The following is a 17,467-nucleotide window of genomic DNA, read 5'->3' on the forward strand; positions in this document are numbered from 1 at the left end:
TCCCTACACTTCGAAGTTCATCATCTTGCGCATCACCAGGATGCCGATCGACATCCAGACGCCGGAGCAGCCGAGGATCAGATTGCCGACGCTGGTGGTGAATAGCGGCATGATGTAGTTCGGACTTGTCAGATAGACGAGAAAGGCGACGACGAACGGCAGGGCGCCGATGATGACGGCGGATGCCTTTGCTTCCATCGACAGCGCCTGTACCTTGGCCTTCATCTTCTTGCGGTCGCGCAGCACGCGCGAAAGGTTGCCCAGCGCTTCGGAGAGATTGCCGCCGGCCTGCGACTGGATCTGGATGACGATGCCGAAGAAGCCGGCCTCGGTGCATGGCATGGTCTCGGACATGCGCATGGTGGCATCGGGGATCGACATACCCATCTGCTGGGAATCGACGATACGGCGGAATTCGGAGCGGACCGGCTCCGGGGATTCATTGGCGATCAGGCGGATCGCGTCGTTGAGCGGCAGACCGGACTTCACCGCGCGCACGATGATGTCGAGGGCATTCGGGAATTCCTCCAGGAAGGCCTTCACCCGGCGCGCGCGACGAAACGAGACGAACCAGCGCGGCAGGCCGAGGGCTCCGGCCAAGAGAGCGCCAGGCAGGACCAGCAACGGCGCGCCGGCAAGAAAGGCGAGGATCGTAAGCACGATGCCGCAGATCACCGAGTAGATGTAGAAGCGCTCGAGGGAGACGGTCATGCCGGCCTGGCGGATCTGGGCCCTCAGCGGCGGTTTCTTGACGTTGCGGTCATTGGTTTTCTGCTTTTCATCGAGCTGCTTGAGCGAATCCTGAAGCGTCTTGCGCCGTCTGACCGCTTCCGCGGCGCGGTCGCGCGTAGCCTTCACCACCGATCGGTCGGTCTCGGCCGTCTTGATCGTTTCAAGCCGCTTGCCGGCCTGCTTTTCGTTATCGATGCGCTTGAACAGGAAAGCATAGGCTATCGCGCCGGCGCTGAGGCCCGCGAGCACGACGAAAGCCAGAACCGTGGTGTCAATTCCGAACATCGACCGGGGCCCCTACACCTCCAGATGCACTAGAGCGGTTCAGCTTTTGATAAAAGCGCTGACCCGCTCTAAGTATTTGTTTTTACGCAATTCCGGACGGAAAACCGCTACGCACTTTTCCTGGAATTGCTCTAGTCAGCGCGTTTCTCCATGGCCTCGAGCGCGTTGGCGAGGCGCTGCTCCTCGCCATAGTAGCGGGCACGATCCCAGAAATGCGGCCGGCCGATGCCGGTGGAGACATGCTCGCCAATCAGACGGCCGCTCGCGTCCTCGCCCTTGATGTTGTAGAGGACGAGGTCCTGGGTGATGACGACGTCGCCTTCCATGCCGATCACCTCGGTGATGTGGGTGATGCGGCGCGAGCCGTCGCGCAGACGAGCCGCCTGGACGATCACGTCGACCGAGCCGACCACGATCTCGCGCACCGTCCTCTGCGGCAGCGAATAGCCGCCCATGGCGATCATCGATTCAATACGGTTCAGACATTCGCGCGGGCTGTTGGAGTGGATCGTTCCCATCGAGCCGTCATGGCCGGTGTTCATCGCCTGCAGAAGGTCGAACACTTCCGGTCCGCGAACCTCGCCGACGATGATCCGCTCGGGCCGCATGCGCAGGCAGTTCTTGACGAGGTCGCGCATGGTCACCTCGCCCTCGCCTTCGAGATTGGGCGGCCTGGTTTCGAGACGGACCACATGCGGCTGCTGCAGCTGCAGCTCGGCCGAGTCCTCGCAGGTGATGACCCGCTCCTCGCGATCGATGTAGTTGGTCAGGCAGTTGAGCAGCGTCGTCTTGCCCGAGCCGGTACCGCCCGAGATGACGACGTTGCAACGGACGCGGCCGATGATCTTCAGGATCTCCGCGCCTTGCGGCGAGATGGCGCCGAACTTGACCAGCTGGTCGAGCGTCAGCTTGTCCTTCTTGAACTTGCGGATGGTGAGCGCGGTGCCATCAAGCGACAGCGGCGGCGCGATCACGTTGACGCGCGAGCCGTCGGGAAGGCGCGCGTCGCAAATAGGGCTCGATTCGTCGACGCGGCGGCCGACCTGGCTGACGATGCGCTGGCAGATGTTGAGCAGTTGCTGGTTGTCGCGGAAGCGAATGCTGGTCGGTTCGACCTTGCCGTTGACTTCGATGTAGACGTTCTTTGAACCGTTGACCATGATGTCGGCGATGTCGTCGCGCGCGAGCAGCGGCTCCAGCGGCCCATAGCCGAGCACGTCGTTGCAGATATCCTCGAGCAGCTCCTCCTGCTCGGAGATCGACATCGCGAAATTCTTGATCGCGATGATGTCGTTGACGATGTCGCGGATTTCCTCGCGCGCGCTTTCCGGATCGAGCTTGGCGAGCTGCGAAAGATCGATCGTGTCGATGAGCGCGGAAAACACCTGGCTCTTGGTGTCATAATAGGTTTCGCCGCGCTCGCGCTGGACCCTTTTCGGCGGCTCGGGCGCCATCGGCGGCGCCTCCACCGGACGGCGAACGGGGGACGCGGCGGGCGTGCTCGGCGCGGGCGCGGCCGGCCGATCGACAGCGATCGTCCCAGCCGGAGCGGGAGCGGCCGGAGGAGGTGCTGGCGGACGGAATTCGGGAGCTGCCCGGCTGCCGTCGTCTGTGCCTCTTTTACCAAACATGATCGACTACCCGATGCCGCTCAGCGAGCGTCATTTCTTGCTGCGTGAAAGCTTGCCGAGGATGGCGCCAAGGCTTGCCTTCTTCTTCGCCTTGATCTCGCTGCGCCCTGTCAGCACATGCGCTATTTCGTTGATCGTGCCGACGACCGGACTCTTGGCATCCATCTCGCCGAGCATGCGGCCATTGTTGGCGGCGTTGCCGAACAGCAGCGGCTCGAAATTGATCACCGCCATCGGCGTGATGCCGAGCGGTTCGGAAAAATCCGATGCCGCGATCTCCGGTCGTTTGGGAACGCCCGCCTGATTGATGATCAGCTTCGGCGGCGGATCGTTCGGACGCAGCCGCTTCAGCATGTCGACCATATTCTTGGTGTTGCGCAGATTGGCGAGTTCCGGCGTGGCCGTGATGACGATCTCGTCGGCCTTGATCAGCGTGCTCTTGGTCCAACCGCTCCAGACGTGAGGGACGTCGAGCACGAGCAAGGGCGCGCTGCGCTGCGCCGTTTCGATGACCTGGGAGAAGGCGTCCGGATCGAAATCATAGACGCGCTCGAGCGTGGACGGTGCCGCCAGCAGCGACAAATGCTCGGCGCATTGCGCGAGCAGCCGGTCGAGATAGACCTCATCGACGCGCTCGGGCGAAAACACCGCCTCGGCGATGCCCTGCGCGGGGTCCCGGTCGAAGTTGATGTTGGCGGTGCCGAAGGCGAGATCGAGATCGGCGACGACGACTTCGGACTTGAACAAGGACGACATCGCCCAGGCGACGTTGTGGGCGATCGTCGAGGATCCGACACCGCCCTTGGCGCCGATGAAGGCGATGGAGCGGCCGATCGGATCGGACTCGGGATCGACGAAGATCGACGAGACGACGCTGACGATATCGGTCATCGAGACCGGCGCGATGACATATTCGGAAATGCCCGAACGGATAAGCTCCCGGTAGAGTCCGACATCGTTGTAATGGCCGATGACCACGACCTTCGAGGTCGGATCGCAATATTCGGCGAGCTGAGCGAGCTGCTCCAGCAGCTGTTTCGGCTCGCTGCGCGATTCCAGCAGGATCAGGTTTGGCGTCGGCGCCGACTGGTAGAATTCGATCGCGGTGGCGATGCCGCCCATATGGACCTTGAGATGGGCCTTGGCCATGCGACGATCCTCGCCGGCGCGCCCGATCGGATTTGCGACGCCTTCGGTCTCGCAAAAAGCCTGGATCGAGATGCGCGGCACCGGGCGCAGCGCCTGCATGGCGGCGATGTCCTGTTGCGAAAGATCGCCGGTATCCGCAGGCGTGTCGTAGGCAAGATTGCTCATCGTCATGCTCTTTCCGTGATCCGCCGCGGGCTCAGTAAGTCACTTCCGAATTGCCGAGGAACTCATCCGAAATGCCTCTCGCCCGATAGACGTCGATCACCGCGCCGCGATTTTCGGCATCGATGTCGGACTGCTTGCGTGGCCCGAGCAGATCGTTGGGATTGGCCATCTGGGCGGCGAGGTTGTTCTGATAGGAGCACCCGAAATCGGCGTAGTGCTTGTTCTCGGAAGTCTCGGTCAGATCCTCGGGCCAACGCCCGCATTTGTCGGTCTGTGCCCTCACCGCCACGAAGGCCACGCGGACCGGCGCCGAAGCCTCGGGCACGGCCGACTGATAGGAGGTCATGATGATATTGTTGCGCTTGACGCCTGCGGCCATCGCAAGTCTGGCGAAATCGCGGCTCGCGGCCTGGGCGGCGGCCTGGTTCGCGGAACCCACCGGGGCCGCGATCGTCAGCGCCGGCGCGGCGCTCCTGTCGTAGCCGTCGAGGAAGCCGAGCAGAGTGTCGCGCTGCGAAGCCGTCATGCCGCGATCACCGGCGCCGACCGGGAGGTCGATCTTCTGGTTCTTCTCGGCGATAACGATCGGATGATTGGTGCGGTAGTCGTCCGGAATGGAGCCCACTGTCACGCTGTCGCGATGGAAGTTGGCGCATCCGGCGAGCGACGCCGCAAGGGCGATCGCCAGGACCGGAGACGACCCGCGGAATCGTTCGCGGCCGGATTGTGCCGCTGCGATCGTCATGGCCTTCGATGTTGAGTTGGACATGTCCGCTTTCCCGCTCACTTGTAGATGAAGCCGACGACGCCGTGGTAACGGCCAGGTGGCCTATCGGTCTGCATGGTGCCGTAGACGCGATTGACGCGACCGAGGAACATGCCGGCGCCGTCGCTCGGCGCATTGAAATTGTCGTCAGGCTTGGCCAATTCGTTGCGCGCCACGGGCCGCGCCAGATAGGGCGTGATGATGATCACGAGCTCGCTCTCGTTGCGCACGAAGTCGCGGCTGCGGAAGAGCGCGCCGAGGACCGGAATCTTGGTCAGTCCGGGCAATCCATTGACGGCCTGCCTGACGTCGTCGCGCACAAGGCCTGCGATCATCATCGAACCGCCGGAAGGCAGTTCCACCGTCGTATCGGCCAGGCGCTTACGCAGCGACAAAGCGTTCATACCGGGGCTTGTCCCGCCGTCGGACAGCGAAACCGATCCCTCGGTTGTCGGCTCCGAAACGGCAGTCCGCACCTTCAGGCTGATGCGGCCGGGTGACAGGACCACCGGCTGGAACTCCAATCCGATGCCGTATTCGATTTTCTCGATGGAATAGGTCTTCAGACCCGTCTGGTTGTCGGTGGAGACGTTGGCCGAAACGCTGTTCACCATGTTGTATTCGCCGCCGACCTTGAAGGTCGCCTTCTCGCCGGACACCGCAGTGAGCGTCGGTTCTGCCAGTGTCTTCATAACGCCGGCCGATTCCATGGCATTGATGTAGGCCTGGATCGAGGACGTCCCGACATTGAAGCTCGAGTTGGACAGCTGCTTGCCGAGGCCGGTGAAATTGTCGCTGAGAGCGCCCCAGGAAATGCCGTTGCTGCCGCCGTTGCCGATCATATTGACGCCGAGCTGCTTCATCACCGAGCGGCTGACTTCCGCAACCGTCACCTTCAGCGTCACCTGATCGTCGCCGATGATCTGCAGCAGATTGACGATCTTGGAGACGCGGCGCTCCTGGTCGGGATTGTTGATGTCGACGCCGCCATTGGCGGACCCGCCGGCGGCCGTCTGTGAATATTGGCCAGTCGTCGCTTCACCGCCCGAGACGAAGATGGTGGCCAGGTCGACGGCGCGCTTGGCGTCGAGCGGTGTATCGACATTTCCCGTGAGAATCACGTTGTCGTTCAGCAGTTCGACCTTGATCTGCGACGTCGGGAGGAAGCGCTTGAGATAGTCTTCCAGCCCGGCCACGTCGCGTTCGACCGCCAGGTCGAGACTGGCGATCTGCTCGCCGTTGGGACCGAAGACGAAGATGTTGGTTTCGCCGACCGCCTTGCCGAACAGATAGATGCGGCGCGCCGTGCGCGTCACTGCGTCGGCGACCGCGGGATTGGCGACGAGTATGTCGTAGGCGTCGCTCGGCAAGTCGATGACCACCGACTTGTTGAGGCCGAGCTTGACACGCTGCGAGGCAGCCGAGGCCGTCACACCCGCCGCCCTGTTCGCGGCTTTTGCCTCGACGAGCCCAGGCGCATTGGTGCCGATCAGGAACAGGCCGATTGCGGCCGCCGCGATGACGGGCAGTTTGCCGATTAGCCTCATTTCCTTGCTCCCACTTCGGAAACCTGGCCCGACTTGATCAACCGCACCGTGCCGCGCCGGCCATTGCCGTTCACCAGATAGTCGGCCTCGCCCAGGTTCTTCTCATTCGTGTCGGTGATCGAACGCAGCGCGAGCGTCAGGCGGTCCGCCATCTGCTGCGCCACCGTGATGATCTCCGCCTGCTGCGGCGTGAGCTCCAGCGTCGCGGTCTGGCCGACCCTGGTCTTCTTGCCCTCCTCGTCCTCCTGGATGGTCTGATCGATGGCCAGGACACGGATGTTCTTCAGGATGGTCTCGGTATTGAAGCCGCTGCCGCCATTGCTGGCGTCGGCGCGCCGGGTCATGATGACGTCGACGAAGTCATTGGGCAGGATGAAGCCGCCGGCGGACGTATCGGCCGATATGGCGGTCGCGACCGCGCGCATGCCGGACGGCAGGATCGAGGACATGAAGCTCTGCCCCTCGCCGACCAGCTTGGAGCGCCGCAACGGCTCACCGGCATACATGGCTACACGCGCCACCGAGCCCTTCAGCTTTTCGACTGCGTCCGGTTCGGCCGCACGGGTGATGAAATTGGCGTTGATGCCGCTCGCCGGCCACTGCTCCCACCTGATGTTGTTACCGAGCTGGCTGCCCATTGCGACATCGCCGGAAAGCACCAGCACGTCCTGCAGCGCGATCGCCGGCTGCTTGGGAGCGTTGACGACGACTTGAGCCGGCGGCGCCACTACCATGTTCTTCGCGACATAACCCGCGCCACCCGCCGCGGCCACGGCCACGCTCAGAATAATCAGTCGGGATGCTGGCATTCGTCCGGACCCTTCGCCTCAAGGCAAACCACCTCGCCAAGCCGGACTTTGCAGCCGCAATCGTCAAAACAAGGTTAATGCAATGCTTACGATCGTGATTAATTTAAGGTTTACTCAAATTGGACCGAACCGCTTGCCGTTAACAGAAAAAGGCGGCCAAGCGCCGCGAGAACCCGCGTCACAGAAACGGATTTTCCGAAGGCAACAAGCTGTTTGGGAACAGGGCAAGCGTAAAGCCAAACTCCAAAGCGCACCGAGCGCATCTGAAGATGGCGATATGCTTTAGGTCGTGAGCCTATCCAGCGCCCAGACCATCAACGGAGAATCCGGAAAGCTGAGGAGCCCGCCGAGACCAAGCGCGACGCCATAAGGAATGCCTGCGCTCTCGTCGGCGAAATGGCGCAGAAAACGGTTGTGGCCGGTGTAGGCCGCAAATGGCGATTTCCGGTAGGCCAGAATGGCGACCGTCAGCAGGCCGCCGATCAATGTCGAGGTGACCAGGTAGCCGATGAGATTGATGTTAAGCCCCATCCATACGGCGGTCGCGGCCAGCAGCTTGGCATCGCCGCCGCCCATGCCGCCGAGCGCGAACAGCCCAAAAGTCGCGGCCAGCACCAGGGCTCCGGCGGCGAAATGCCCGCCATAGATGGCCCAATCCATCCCCGTCAACGGAGCGACCAGAGCGAACGTCGCCACGAGCAGCACCGGCACGCGGTTGGCGATCGTCATCGAAAGCATGTCGGAGATCGCCGCAAACAGCATGCAGAAAGGAAAGACGACGAAGATTACGGCTTCAAGCATGGGGCAGCCTATGGCGCAATTTGCAAGTTGCAGTCTACGTATTCTGGATTAGAGCTTGATGAGCTTGGAGGTCCAAATCACGGGATTGCAAAAAAGGGCCGCCAGAGGCGGCCCTTCCATCTCTAAAGCAATTGGCTCACGCAGCCATTACGGGGCCTTACCCGTCTGGACGGCACTGGCGATCGCCGTGAACTTGGCATTCAGGGCAGTGCCGAGCTGGCCGGCGCCGACCATGATGGCGAGTGCGATGAGGGCGGCGATCAGACCGTATTCGATGGCGGTCGCGCCGGATTCGTCCTTCACGAAACGTGCGATGAGGTTAGACATTCGAGAGCTCCTACTCCACGTGTTACAGCACTTCCGTCAACTTCTCTTGCCGGTTGATCGGATGTGCCAAATCTAGGGGGAAGCCCTTTCGATCGGCTTAATAAATACCCTTACCGATTCCTTTCCGGAGGCGATCCCGTTGCTTGGTTAACCGTGGCCTAAACCTCCAGAGGCGGAGCGGCGGGCAGGAAAAGCGTGGAGATCGGGCCCATCCGCGATTTCGCTAAAACAGCGTATGCTCTCGGCTTAAGACCGCCGAGCCGGCCAATCGTTATCGCGGCCATGCGGCGCTTAACCGTCGGTTCACCAATTTCGTTCATGTTCCGTTGAACAGTCTGCCGCTCCGGAGCGCTTCAATGACCTCGTCGAGATCGCCATTTTCAGTCGTCGCGCTGTTGGCTGTCGCCGCATCCGTCATGCCGGCCAGCGCCGGCGCCGGCATCGAGGTCACCATGAATCAAGCAAAGATCGTCAAGTTGTCGCGCGCGGCCGATACAATCGTCGTGGGCAATCCGGCCATAGCCGATGCCGCCGTGCAGGACGCCTCGACGGTCGTTCTCACCGGCAAGGGTTTCGGGGTGACCAATCTGGTCGTGCTCGATTCCGATGGCAGCCCGATCATCGATGAGCAGGTGACGGTCGTCAGGCAAGCCGCGTCCTCGGTGCGCATCTATCGACGCGCCGAAGTCCAAACCATGTCCTGCACGCCCTACTGCGAAAGCTCGTACAAGAGCGAGGCTGAGAAAACGTCCGAAACGGAAATGAACGCAGCCCGCTGAGCTTAAGGACGCAAGCGCCCGCAGGTTAACAGCGGGTTAAGGGCCGCCCACCGAGTTTAACGCTGATCCAAACCGGACCTCAATGGGTGGTCGATAGGTTGCAGCCGACATTGCAAGGGATCGGCAGGAACGGAACATGAGCAGGGCGCCCAAGGGTGGCATGGACGGCAAGGCCGAGGCAAAGCCACGCCCCGGTTTCTTCAGCGATAGGCGCGGCAGCACGGCATTGGAATTCGCAATGCTGGCCATGCCGTTCGCCTTGCTCGTTTTCGCCATCCTGGAGAGCTGCATCTCGTTCGCCGGCCAGGAAGTGATGGCCAACGCCACCGACGATATCGCGCGCCAGTTGCGAACCGGCCAGCTCAAGAAGGCCAACGTCACCGACGCCTCGATCAAGACGCTGATCTGCGACAGGCTGGAGATCATGGTCGCCACGAACTGCCCCGGGTCGGGGTCAGATGCTTCACTTCTGGTGGACCTGCGCGAATATCCGACCTTCGCCGACGCCGCGGCGGCGGGCTTCAAAATCCAGAACGGCGAAATCGTGCTGACAGGCACGAGCTCGACGACTTTCACGGTGTCGCCGGGGCTGGCGGAATCGAAGAACATGCTGCGGGTTTTCTACAAATGGCCGGTGATTACCGATTTCCTGGCCAAACAAATGGCCAATCTGAATGGCGGCAAGACGCTGCACTTCGCATCGGTGACCTGGCAGAACGAACCATTTGACGACTAAGGCAGGGCGCGTGACGCGACCTGCTTTAGCTTTTTGATTGTCGGCATGTCTCCCGAAACTGGGTCCGCTTTCGGGAAACATGCTTCAAGATTGCGGCCGGCCGAGACTTGAGGCGGTGTGGGGGCAGGATATGTACCGTGCGGGGGCACAGCGACGAATTTCGGCTTTCGTGGCGAAGGCGGCACGGTTTTGCCGCGATCGCCGCGGCGTCGCGGCAATCGAGTTCGCTTTCATCGTGCCGGTGCTGCTCATCATGTACTTCATCACGATGGAAGCCTCGCAGGCCATCGAGACCAGCAAGAAGGTCAGCCGCATCGGCAGCATGGTGGCGGATCTCGTCACGCAGCAGACCAGCGTCACGAAGGCCGATCTCGACGCGATCATGAAGATCGGCACCTCGACGCTGCAGCCCTACAACCGCTCCACGCCGACGATCATCATCACCGGGATCCAGATCTCCGACGAGGCATCGCCCAAGGCGACGGTGGCCTGGTCGCGCAAGCTTGTGGGCACCACCTATAGCGCCGACGCGGCGAAGACCAGTCCCACCACCGTTCCGCCAACGCTGAATATCCGCAACACCTTCCTTGTCCGGGTGGAAAGCGACCTCGGCTATAAGCCGATCATCACCTGGTCCGCCGACAGTTCGTCGACGCTTGGATTGACCTCGGCCTTCAACAACATATCGATGGGCGAAACATACTATCTGAGGCCGCGCCGCGGTCCTACGGTTCCTTGCACCGACTGCTGACGGACTAATCCCCGCCAGTTTCCCGCCGCACGATGGCCAGGGCCGTTGCATAGTCCTTTGAGACGGCCAGTTCGAAGCCGCCGGAGTGCGTCGGCTCCAGAAGATCGTAGACATCCGGGGTCAGCGACTTGAGATTGGTCAGAAACACGGCCAGCCGGCGCTTGGCTTCGGCGTCGAGATCGCTGCGCACCGCATGAGGCCCATATCGCAGCGGAGCCGAGTTCCACAGCACCCGAAGCGACGTCTTCGGGACGCCGGCGGCCGCAAGCCGCAGGATGGTGCCGCCCGTGTCGGTAGGCTGGCCGTCGGCGCCGACAGGCTCCCAGCCGAACAGGCCGTCGGCTTCGCCGTCGCCGAGCATCGCCTCGGCCGCGGTGGCCGACGAGGCGCGCGCCAGGAAAGGTGAATCCTGCGCGATCTGCACCCCTTCGCCGGCCAGTCCGGTCAGCGGCAGGAGAGAACCGGCGACATTGTCGGCGGGCGCGATGGCGATCCGATGCGAGGCGATCGCTGTGAGGCCCGGCACTTTGCCGTCGCGCGTCACCAGCACGGAACGGACGCCGGCGGCTCCATCGGCATCGACAGGCGCCACCAGCGGCTCGACACAGCCGCAGCGCTCCGAAGCCGTAGCATAGGCGAGCGCCGAATAGACCGCATACTGTATGCGGCCGCTCGCCTGAGCCTCGATCAATGCCGCATAGTCGCGAGCAACCACGAACTCGACCTTCATGCCGAGAGCGTTCGTATAGGCATCCGTCAAGCGGGCCAGATCAGGTACCGTGTTGCCTCCTCCGGGCTCGGCGACGATTCCTATGCGAAACGTGCCGATGTCGTCGCGCCAGTCGGCATGCGCCGGCGGGGCCGCGGAGAGCACCGCGAGAGCCGCCGCGCAGGTCCTCAATGCCTGGCTTGCCGCCGATTTTGCGCCCATGCCCATCCTTGCCGCATTCGCTCGATCCGCACCACTTTGCACCAAGCCGTTGCGGTCTGGCATCCGATTTGCCAACGCCGCTGCGGAACTCTATGTCTGGCTGGTTAGATTGGCACGATGGCACCCCTATGGCGCGGGCTTTCCTATTCGTTCTCGATTCTTTCGGCATCGGCGGAGCGGCCGATGCCGAACGCTACGGCGATGCCGGCGCCGACACATTCGGACACATCGCACAAGCTTGCGCCGAGGGCCGTGCGGATCGTGAAGGCCTGCGCAGCGGACCGCTCGCCGCCCCCAACATGATCTCGCTAGGGCTTGCCCGCGCGGCCAAGACGGCAAGCGGGCTGACGGTCGACCTCGACGCGCCGCTGCTTGCCGCGTCGTTCCATGGCGCTGCCCAGGAGGTCTCGAGCGGCAAGGACACGCCGTCGGGCCATTGGGAGATTGCCGGCCTGCCCGTGCGTTTCGACTGGGGTTATTTTCCCGACACCGTGCCCGCCTTCCCGGCCGAGCTGACCGGCGCGATCATCCGCGAAGGCAAGGTGCCGGGCATCCTCGGCGATTGCCATGCGCCAGGAACCGAGATCATCGAGCGCTTCGGCGAGGAACACATCCGGACCGGCAAGCCCATCTGTTACACATCGGTCGACTCCGTATTGCAAATCGCCGCGCACGAGACGCATTTCGGCCTGGAGCGGCTCTACGAGCTTTGCCTGACGGTGCGCCGGCTGGTCGATCCGCTCAAGATCGGGCGGGTGATCGCGCGGCCCTTCGTCGGCGAGACAAGCGTCACCTTCCAGCGCACCCACAACCGCCGCGACTATGCCGTGCCGCCGCCGGAGCCGACCTTGCTCGACCGGCTGACCAAGCGCGGCAGCAAGGTCATCGCCGTCGGCAAGATCGGCGACATCTTCGCCCATCGCGGCATCGCGGAGGTGCGCAAGGCGGGCGGCAACATGGCGATGTTCGACAAGGCGCTCTCCGCCATGGACGACGCCGGCGAAGGCGATCTGGTCTTTGCCAATTTCGTCGATTTCGATACCGAGTTCGGCCATCGGCGCGATGTCGCCGGCTATGCCGGAGCGCTCGAGGCCTTCGATCGCCGGCTGCCGGAAGCGCTGTCGCGCTTCAAGTCGGGCGACCTTCTCATCCTCACCGCCGACCACGGCAACGATCCGACCTGGCGCGGCACCGATCATACCCGCGAACGCGTTCCGGTGATCGGGATAGGGCCGGGACTGAAGGGCGGCGACATCGGGCTCAGGCCGACCTTCGCCGATATCGGCGAAACCATCGCGGATCATCTCGGGCTTGCGCCTGGCCGCCACGGCACCTCTTTCCTCGCGACGATAGGCGGCCATGCCCGAACTGCCTGAAGTCGAAACGGTGCGGCGGGGGCTGCAGCCGGTCCTGGAAGGGGCGCGGCTCGTCAATGTCGAGGCGCGACGGCCAGACCTTCGCTTTCCCTTTCCCGAACGGTTCTCGGAGCGGCTTGCCGGCAAAACCGTGACGGCGCTTGGCAGGCGCGCCAAATATCTGACGATGCACATCGAAAACGGTCCGGTGCTGATCTGCCATCTCGGCATGTCGGGATCGTTCCGCGTCGAAACCGCTGGCAACGGCCACATTCCCGGCAGCTTCCATCACGAGCGCTCGAAGAGCGCGGCGCATGACCACGTCGTATTCGATGTCGACTCCCCGAAGGGCGAGCGGTCCCGCGTCATCTTCAACGACCCGCGCCGTTTCGGCTTCATGCTGTTTGCCGAAGGCGCGCCGGACACGCATCCAATGCTGGCAGGGCTGGGCATCGAGCCGACCGGCAATGCGCTCGACGGTCCCCTGCTCGCCTCGCTGCTCGAAGGCCGCAGATCGCCGCTCAAGGCCGCGTTGCTCGACCAGCGGCTGATCGCCGGGCTCGGCAACATATATGTGTCGGAAGCGCTGTGGCGCGCCGGCCTGTCGCCGCTGCGCGAAGCCGGCACCATAGCCGGCTCCGGCAAGAGAGCGAAAGAGCAATGCGAACGCCTGGCCGCCGCCATCCGCTCGGTCATCGCCGACGCGATCGCCGCCGGCGGTTCCTCGCTGCGCGACTATGTCCAGGCAGACGGGTCGCTTGGCTATTTCCAGCATTCCTTCGCGGTCTATGACCGCGAAGGCGAGCCATGTCCGAAACCGGGCTGCAGCGGCCATATCGAACGCATCGTGCAGAGCGGCCGATCGACCTTCTATTGCCGGACCTGTCAGCGGTGAGCTAGACCGGTCTCCTCAATCGAAGCGAGGAGACGATGCCATGGCCTATGAAACCATTCTCGTGGAGACACGCGGCAAGGTCGGGCTGATCACGCTGAACCGGCCGAAGGCGCTCAATGCCCTGAATTCGCAGGTGCTGGCCGAGATCGTGGCGGCGGTGAATGCGTTCGGCGCCGATGCCGGCATCGGTGCGATGGTGCTCACGGGTTCGGAAAAGGCCTTCGCGGCCGGCGCCGACATCAAGGAAATGCAGGCGATCTCCTTTGTCGACGCCTATACTCAGGACTTCTTTGTCGGGTGGGAGGAGCTCACCCGTGCGCGCAAGCCGATCATCGCCGCGGTCGCCGGCTACGCACTTGGCGGGGGCTGCGAACTGGCCATGATGTGCGATTTCATCATCGCAGCCGACAACGCAAAATTCGGCCAGCCCGAGATCACGCTCGGCGTCATGCCGGGCATGGGCGGATCGCAGCGATTGACCCGCTTCGTCGGCAAGTCGAAGGCGATGGACATGTGCCTGACCGGGCGGATGATGGACGCTGCCGAGGCCGAGCGCTGCGGACTGGTGTCGCGAGTGTTGCCGGCGGCCGAGCTGGTCGAGGAGGCGCTGAAAGCGGCAGCGAAGATCGCCGAGTTTTCCCTGCCGTCGGTGATGATGACGAAGGAAGCCGTCAACCGCGCTTTCGAGACGACGCTTGCCGAGGGGCTGCGCTTCGAGCGCCGCCTTTTCCACTCGCTGTTTGCGCTCGATGACCAGAAGGAGGGTATGGCCGCCTTCGTCGAGAAGCGGAAGCCGAATTTCAGCAACAGCTAGGGCTTGTCGGCCTAATGCGTGCCGCGATTTTGGCAAGAAGCCGGGCATGCACCAAGACAACGGCTTTAGGCGCGCAGACCCGTTTCAGCGAGGCGCGGCTTCAGGCCCAAAAAGACCGCGAAGCGGCGTTGACGCGCCGGAAAAGCTGAACTATAAGCCGCACCAACCGAGGCGGCCCGTGGCTGCCCGTTTGTTTTTTGCGCCCTGCGACCCGCTGGCGCCCACCAGATCAGAAGAGAGGCATCATGGCCAATACGTCCTCGGCCAAAAAGGCAACGCGCAAGATCGCCCGCCGGGCGGCGATCAACAAGAACCGTCGGTCGCGCGTCCGCACCTATGTTCGCCAGGTCGAAGAGGCGCTCGCCGCCGGCGACAAGGCTGCTGCGCTGGAAGCGTTCAAGGCCGCGGAGCCGGAATTGATGCGCGCAGCAACCAAGGGTGTCCTCCACAAGAACACGGCTTCCCGCAAGGTTTCGCGGCTGGCCCAGCGGGTCAAGGTGCTGTCGGCCTGACCGACTTCCCTTTAGAACCGTTATCCTTGAACCCGGCCGCACAGGCCGGGTTTTTTCGTTTGCCGGCAAGTACTTAAAAAGAACGGTCGGACAACGACGCTTGGGCCGAATTTCAAAGTAGCCAATGTTTTGCCGGCATATACATAATCGCTCATGTCGACGACCGCTGGATGCGGGCACGGCCATAGATGAGCCTGCCACAAAATCCATATATTTTTCAAAATCTTACAGACGGTCATCCACAGCTTGTTCAACTCGCGGAGGAGCGGCGGGGGACAAGTAGCTGTCAAGAGAATTATTTCAGAAAATTTCCGAAGGTGTGGCCTTTTTCACATTCCACGGAAAAGGGTTTGAATCACAATGGCTTTATGAAAATGGGCCGCAGTGGCACCTGCTTTGAACACGTCTCCGGTAACCAGATTCGTTAAAAATCCGTTAGACGTGGCCTTGCCCTATCCACAGCGATTTCGGTAATGTCCATCCATCGAAGGGACGGGCACCTGCCCTTAACCCAGCCTGAATCGGCCAGCAAAAAATGGCGGAATTCATGACGCGGAGCAATTCCGCGTGCGGCTTGGTTTGTCTCTTCGGTGCGGGTAGGGGACTGGCGTAATTGTACATGGCAGTCGACGTTGGGCCGGCATTTTCGCCGGGCGGTGTTGTATTGTCTTGGCATGATCAAGCCGGCTTGCGAGAGCCGGCAGAGGTCCCTTGCGCAACGTTGCAACGATATCGCCGGCGGCGGCGATAGAGGCGCAGCGAAAAACGTCGCCGGACCCAGGGTGCAGGAGGCGCACTCCCGGCGGAAAAAGGGTACGAGAGACAAGGAACTTGATCATGCAGAGCGGCATCGAAGGGGAGATTGCGGGCGAACTCCCATTCCCAGCAACTATCGTCGGAGGGGACGACATGGCGGCATCCAGCGACGCTGAACAGAAGTTCGAGCGGGTCAAGGCCCAATTGAAGGCGCGTCTGGGAGCCGAGGTCTATTCGAGCTGGTTTGGCCGCATGAAGGTTGCCGAGGCGTCGCGCGGCATGGTCCGCATCTCGGTACCGACGGCCTTCCTGCGGTCGTGGATCAACGGCCATTACCTTGATCTTATCGCCGAACTGTGGAGGCACGAGGATCCCGACCTTCTCAAGATCGAGATCGTCGTGCGGACCGCCACGCGGCAGGGCCGCAACAATGTCGAGCCGGAGATCGCGCCGGCGCGCAAGATGACCAAGCAGGCCCAGACCGCGCTTGCCGCCGGCACCGCGAGCGCCGGTCGGGTGGAGCGGACGCCGGCGCCCCGCCAGGGCGTGCCGGCGGAGACCGAGTTCCGCCACAATGTGCTGGGGTCGCCGCTCGATCCGCGCTACACTTTCACTTCCTTCATCGAAGGCCCTTCGAACCGTGTTGCTTTCGCGGCGGCTAAGGCGGTGGCGGAATCGCAGTCGAGCGCGGTGCGCTTCAACCCGCTCTTTCTCCATGCGACCGTCGGCCTGGGCAAGACGCATCTGCTGCAGGCGATCGCGGCGGAATCGCTGCGGCACAATCCGAAATCGCGCGTGGTCTACCTGACGGCGGAATATTTCATGTGGCGCTTCGCCACCGCGATCCGCGACAACAATGCGCTGACGCTGAAGGAGCAGCTGCGCGACATCGATCTGCTGATCATCGACGACATGCAGTTCCTGCAGGGCAAGTCGATCCAGCACGAGTTCTGCCATCTCATCAACATGCTGCTCGACAGCGCCAAGCAGGTGGTGGTCGCCGCCGACCGGCCGCCGTCTGAACTGGAGTCATTGGAGCCGCGGGTGCGTTCGCGCCTCAACGGCGGCGTGGCGCTCGAAATGTCGGCGCCGGATTTCGGCATGCGCCTCGGCATGCTGAAGCTGCGCCTTGCTACCGCCAAGATCGACGATACCTCGCTCGACATTTCGGATGAGATCCTCGATCACGTCGCCAGAACGGTGACGGGCAGCGGGCGCGAGCTTGAAGGCGCCTTCAACCAACTTCTGTTTCGCCAGTCCTTCGAGCCGCAGATCACTATCGACCGCATCGACGAGATCCTCGGTCATATCTACCGCTCGGGCGAGCCGAAGCGGGTGCGTATCGAGGACATCCAGCGCATCGTGGCGCGCCACTATAACGTTTCGAAGACGGAACTGCTCTCAAACCGTCGCACGCGCACCATCGTCAAACCGCGGCAGGTAGCGATGTATCTGTCCAAGGTGATGACGCCGCGCTCGCTGCCGGAGATCGGACGCCGTTTCGGCGGCCGCGATCACACGACGGTTCTGCACGCCGTGCGCAAGATCGAGGATCTTTCCGGCGCCGACAACACGCTGGCGCAGGAACTCGAACTGCTCAGAAGGCTGATCAACGAGCAGGCCTGAGCGCTTAGCCCGCTTTATCCCCAGAAAGCCCGCGCAACCGGCTGGAACCGGTGCCGCGGGCTTGCGTTTGCAGGGTTTTTACTGTCAGCTTACATAGATT

General features: G+C 62.6%; 18 protein-coding genes. 9 read left to right on the forward strand and 9 right to left on the reverse strand.

Annotated elements, in window-relative coordinates; all coding sequences use genetic code 11:
- Positions 1–3 precede the first annotated feature (3 nt).
- The 6 genes from CK215_RS27070 to cpaB form a co-directional block, all read right to left on the reverse strand.
- Positions 4–1,017, reverse strand: coding sequence for a type II secretion system F family protein (locus CK215_RS27070; RefSeq protein WP_066996441.1), 1,014 nt, complete (start codon positions 1,015–1,017; stop codon positions 4–6).
- A gap of 131 nt (positions 1,018–1,148) precedes the next feature.
- A complete protein-coding gene (locus tag CK215_RS27075; RefSeq protein WP_095832740.1) occupies positions 1,149–2,648 on the reverse strand; it encodes a CpaF family protein in 1,500 nt (499 codons plus the stop codon).
- 30 nt (positions 2,649–2,678) lie between these two features.
- On the reverse strand, positions 2,679–3,962 hold the full coding sequence (locus tag CK215_RS27080; RefSeq protein WP_170950412.1) for a CpaE family protein: 1,284 nt from the start codon (positions 3,960–3,962) through the stop codon (positions 2,679–2,681).
- A gap of 31 nt (positions 3,963–3,993) precedes the next feature.
- Positions 3,994–4,731, reverse strand: coding sequence for a CpaD family pilus assembly protein (locus tag CK215_RS27085; RefSeq protein WP_095832741.1), 738 nt, complete (start codon positions 4,729–4,731; stop codon positions 3,994–3,996).
- 14 nt (positions 4,732–4,745) lie between these two features.
- Positions 4,746–6,275, reverse strand: coding sequence for a type II and III secretion system protein family protein (locus CK215_RS27090; protein ID WP_095832742.1), 1,530 nt, complete (start codon positions 6,273–6,275; stop codon positions 4,746–4,748).
- Positions 6,272–7,084 (reverse strand): Flp pilus assembly protein CpaB, encoded by an 813-nt coding sequence (gene cpaB, locus CK215_RS27095; RefSeq protein WP_095832743.1) that lies wholly within the window; start codon positions 7,082–7,084, stop codon positions 6,272–6,274. Before cpaB ends, CK215_RS27090 begins: the two co-directional genes overlap by 4 nt.
- Before the next feature lie 82 nt (positions 7,085–7,166).
- On the opposite strand from cpaB, the gene CK215_RS31005 reads away from it, so the two are divergent.
- A complete protein-coding gene (locus CK215_RS31005) occupies positions 7,167–7,370 on the forward strand; it encodes a hypothetical protein (protein ID WP_141245548.1) in 204 nt (67 codons plus the stop codon).
- On the opposite strand, the gene CK215_RS27100 is transcribed toward CK215_RS31005, so the two are convergent.
- A complete protein-coding gene (locus CK215_RS27100; RefSeq protein ID WP_095832744.1) occupies positions 7,367–7,885 on the reverse strand; it encodes a prepilin peptidase in 519 nt (172 codons plus the stop codon). The two genes, CK215_RS31005 and CK215_RS27100, sit on opposite strands and share 4 nt — an antisense overlap.
- 147 nt (positions 7,886–8,032) lie before the next feature.
- Positions 8,033–8,212: a Flp family type IVb pilin gene (locus CK215_RS27105; RefSeq protein ID WP_095832745.1), complete on the reverse strand. Its 180-nt coding sequence runs from the start codon at positions 8,210–8,212 to the stop codon at positions 8,033–8,035.
- A gap of 356 nt (positions 8,213–8,568) precedes the next feature.
- Between CK215_RS27105 and CK215_RS27110 the strand changes: the two genes are divergently transcribed.
- The 3 genes from CK215_RS27110 (at position 8,569) to CK215_RS27120 (ending at position 10,478) form a co-directional block, all read left to right on the forward strand.
- A complete protein-coding gene (locus tag CK215_RS27110) occupies positions 8,569–8,991 on the forward strand; it encodes a pilus assembly protein N-terminal domain-containing protein (protein WP_066996418.1) in 423 nt (140 codons plus the stop codon).
- A 136-nt stretch (positions 8,992–9,127) separates the two neighbouring features.
- Positions 9,128–9,727 carry a TadE/TadG family type IV pilus assembly protein gene (locus CK215_RS27115; RefSeq protein WP_095832746.1) on the forward strand — a complete coding sequence of 200 codons (600 nt, stop codon included), beginning with the start codon at positions 9,128–9,130 and terminating at the stop codon, positions 9,725–9,727.
- A gap of 130 nt (positions 9,728–9,857) precedes the next feature.
- A complete protein-coding gene (locus CK215_RS27120; RefSeq protein WP_095832747.1) occupies positions 9,858–10,478 on the forward strand; it encodes a TadE/TadG family type IV pilus assembly protein in 621 nt (206 codons plus the stop codon).
- A gap of 4 nt (positions 10,479–10,482) precedes the next feature.
- Here the strand turns inward: CK215_RS27120 and CK215_RS27125 are convergent, their stop codons facing one another.
- The gene (locus CK215_RS27125; RefSeq protein WP_095832762.1) at positions 10,483–11,409 is read right to left on the reverse strand and encodes a PhnD/SsuA/transferrin family substrate-binding protein; all 927 of its coding nucleotides are present in this window, start codon (positions 11,407–11,409) and stop codon (positions 10,483–10,485) included.
- A gap of 128 nt (positions 11,410–11,537) precedes the next feature.
- On the opposite strand from CK215_RS27125, the gene CK215_RS27130 reads away from it, so the two are divergent.
- The 5 genes from CK215_RS27130 (at position 11,538) to dnaA (ending at position 17,367) form a co-directional block, all read left to right on the forward strand.
- The gene (locus CK215_RS27130; protein ID WP_095832748.1) at positions 11,538–12,785 is read left to right on the forward strand and encodes a phosphopentomutase; all 1,248 of its coding nucleotides are present in this window, start codon (positions 11,538–11,540) and stop codon (positions 12,783–12,785) included.
- Complete coding sequence (gene mutM / locus CK215_RS27135; RefSeq protein ID WP_095832749.1) at positions 12,769–13,659, forward strand: bifunctional DNA-formamidopyrimidine glycosylase/DNA-(apurinic or apyrimidinic site) lyase; 891 nt, start codon at positions 12,769–12,771, stop codon at positions 13,657–13,659. Before CK215_RS27130 ends, mutM begins: the two co-directional genes overlap by 17 nt.
- Positions 13,660–13,699: 40 nt before the next feature.
- Entirely contained in the window at positions 13,700–14,473 is a 774-nt protein-coding gene (locus CK215_RS27140) for an enoyl-CoA hydratase (protein ID WP_095832750.1), read from the forward strand.
- Between the two features lie 245 nt (positions 14,474–14,718).
- The gene (gene rpsT / locus CK215_RS27145) at positions 14,719–14,985 is read left to right on the forward strand and encodes a 30S ribosomal protein S20 (RefSeq protein ID WP_066996401.1); all 267 of its coding nucleotides are present in this window, start codon (positions 14,719–14,721) and stop codon (positions 14,983–14,985) included.
- Between the two features lie 909 nt (positions 14,986–15,894).
- Positions 15,895–17,367: a chromosomal replication initiator protein DnaA gene (gene dnaA / locus CK215_RS27150; protein ID WP_245299622.1), complete on the forward strand. Its 1,473-nt coding sequence runs from the start codon at positions 15,895–15,897 to the stop codon at positions 17,365–17,367.
- Positions 17,368–17,467 lie beyond the last annotated feature (100 nt).

The organism is Mesorhizobium sp. WSM3864 (genome assembly GCF_002294955.1).
Taxonomy (GTDB): Bacteria; Pseudomonadota; Alphaproteobacteria; order Rhizobiales; family Rhizobiaceae; genus Mesorhizobium.

What these genes read in the sequence shown, in the direction of transcription:
- rpsT (WP_066996401.1), top strand. Translation starts at nt 14,719, where the DNA reads ATGGCCAATACGTCCTCGGCCAAAAAGGCAACGCGCAAGATCGCCCGC.
- CK215_RS27120 (WP_095832747.1), top strand. Translation starts at nt 9,858, where the DNA reads ATGTACCGTGCGGGGGCACAGCGACGAATTTCGGCTTTCGTGGCGAAG.
- mutM (WP_095832749.1), top strand. Translation starts at nt 12,769, where the DNA reads ATGCCCGAACTGCCTGAAGTCGAAACGGTGCGGCGGGGGCTGCAGCCG.
- CK215_RS27100 (WP_095832744.1), bottom strand. Translation starts at nt 7,885, where the DNA reads ATGCTTGAAGCCGTAATCTTCGTCGTCTTTCCTTTCTGCATGCTGTTT.
- CK215_RS31005 (WP_141245548.1), top strand. Translation starts at nt 7,167, where the DNA reads ATGCTTACGATCGTGATTAATTTAAGGTTTACTCAAATTGGACCGAAC.
- CK215_RS27070 (WP_066996441.1), bottom strand. Translation starts at nt 1,017, where the DNA reads ATGTTCGGAATTGACACCACGGTTCTGGCTTTCGTCGTGCTCGCGGGC.
- CK215_RS27085 (WP_095832741.1), bottom strand. Translation starts at nt 4,731, where the DNA reads ATGTCCAACTCAACATCGAAGGCCATGACGATCGCAGCGGCACAATCC.
- CK215_RS27105 (WP_095832745.1), bottom strand. Translation starts at nt 8,212, where the DNA reads ATGTCTAACCTCATCGCACGTTTCGTGAAGGACGAATCCGGCGCGACC.
- cpaB (WP_095832743.1), bottom strand. Translation starts at nt 7,084, where the DNA reads ATGCCAGCATCCCGACTGATTATTCTGAGCGTGGCCGTGGCCGCGGCG.
- CK215_RS27130 (WP_095832748.1), top strand. Translation starts at nt 11,538, where the DNA reads ATGGCGCGGGCTTTCCTATTCGTTCTCGATTCTTTCGGCATCGGCGGA.
- CK215_RS27090 (WP_095832742.1), bottom strand. Translation starts at nt 6,275, where the DNA reads ATGAGGCTAATCGGCAAACTGCCCGTCATCGCGGCGGCCGCAATCGGC.
- dnaA (WP_245299622.1), top strand. Translation starts at nt 15,895, where the DNA reads ATGGCGGCATCCAGCGACGCTGAACAGAAGTTCGAGCGGGTCAAGGCC.
- CK215_RS27115 (WP_095832746.1), top strand. Translation starts at nt 9,128, where the DNA reads ATGAGCAGGGCGCCCAAGGGTGGCATGGACGGCAAGGCCGAGGCAAAG.
- CK215_RS27140 (WP_095832750.1), top strand. Translation starts at nt 13,700, where the DNA reads ATGGCCTATGAAACCATTCTCGTGGAGACACGCGGCAAGGTCGGGCTG.
- CK215_RS27075 (WP_095832740.1), bottom strand. Translation starts at nt 2,648, where the DNA reads ATGTTTGGTAAAAGAGGCACAGACGACGGCAGCCGGGCAGCTCCCGAA.
- CK215_RS27080 (WP_170950412.1), bottom strand. Translation starts at nt 3,962, where the DNA reads ATGAGCAATCTTGCCTACGACACGCCTGCGGATACCGGCGATCTTTCG.
- CK215_RS27110 (WP_066996418.1), top strand. Translation starts at nt 8,569, where the DNA reads ATGACCTCGTCGAGATCGCCATTTTCAGTCGTCGCGCTGTTGGCTGTC.
- CK215_RS27125 (WP_095832762.1), bottom strand. Translation starts at nt 11,409, where the DNA reads ATGGGCGCAAAATCGGCGGCAAGCCAGGCATTGAGGACCTGCGCGGCG.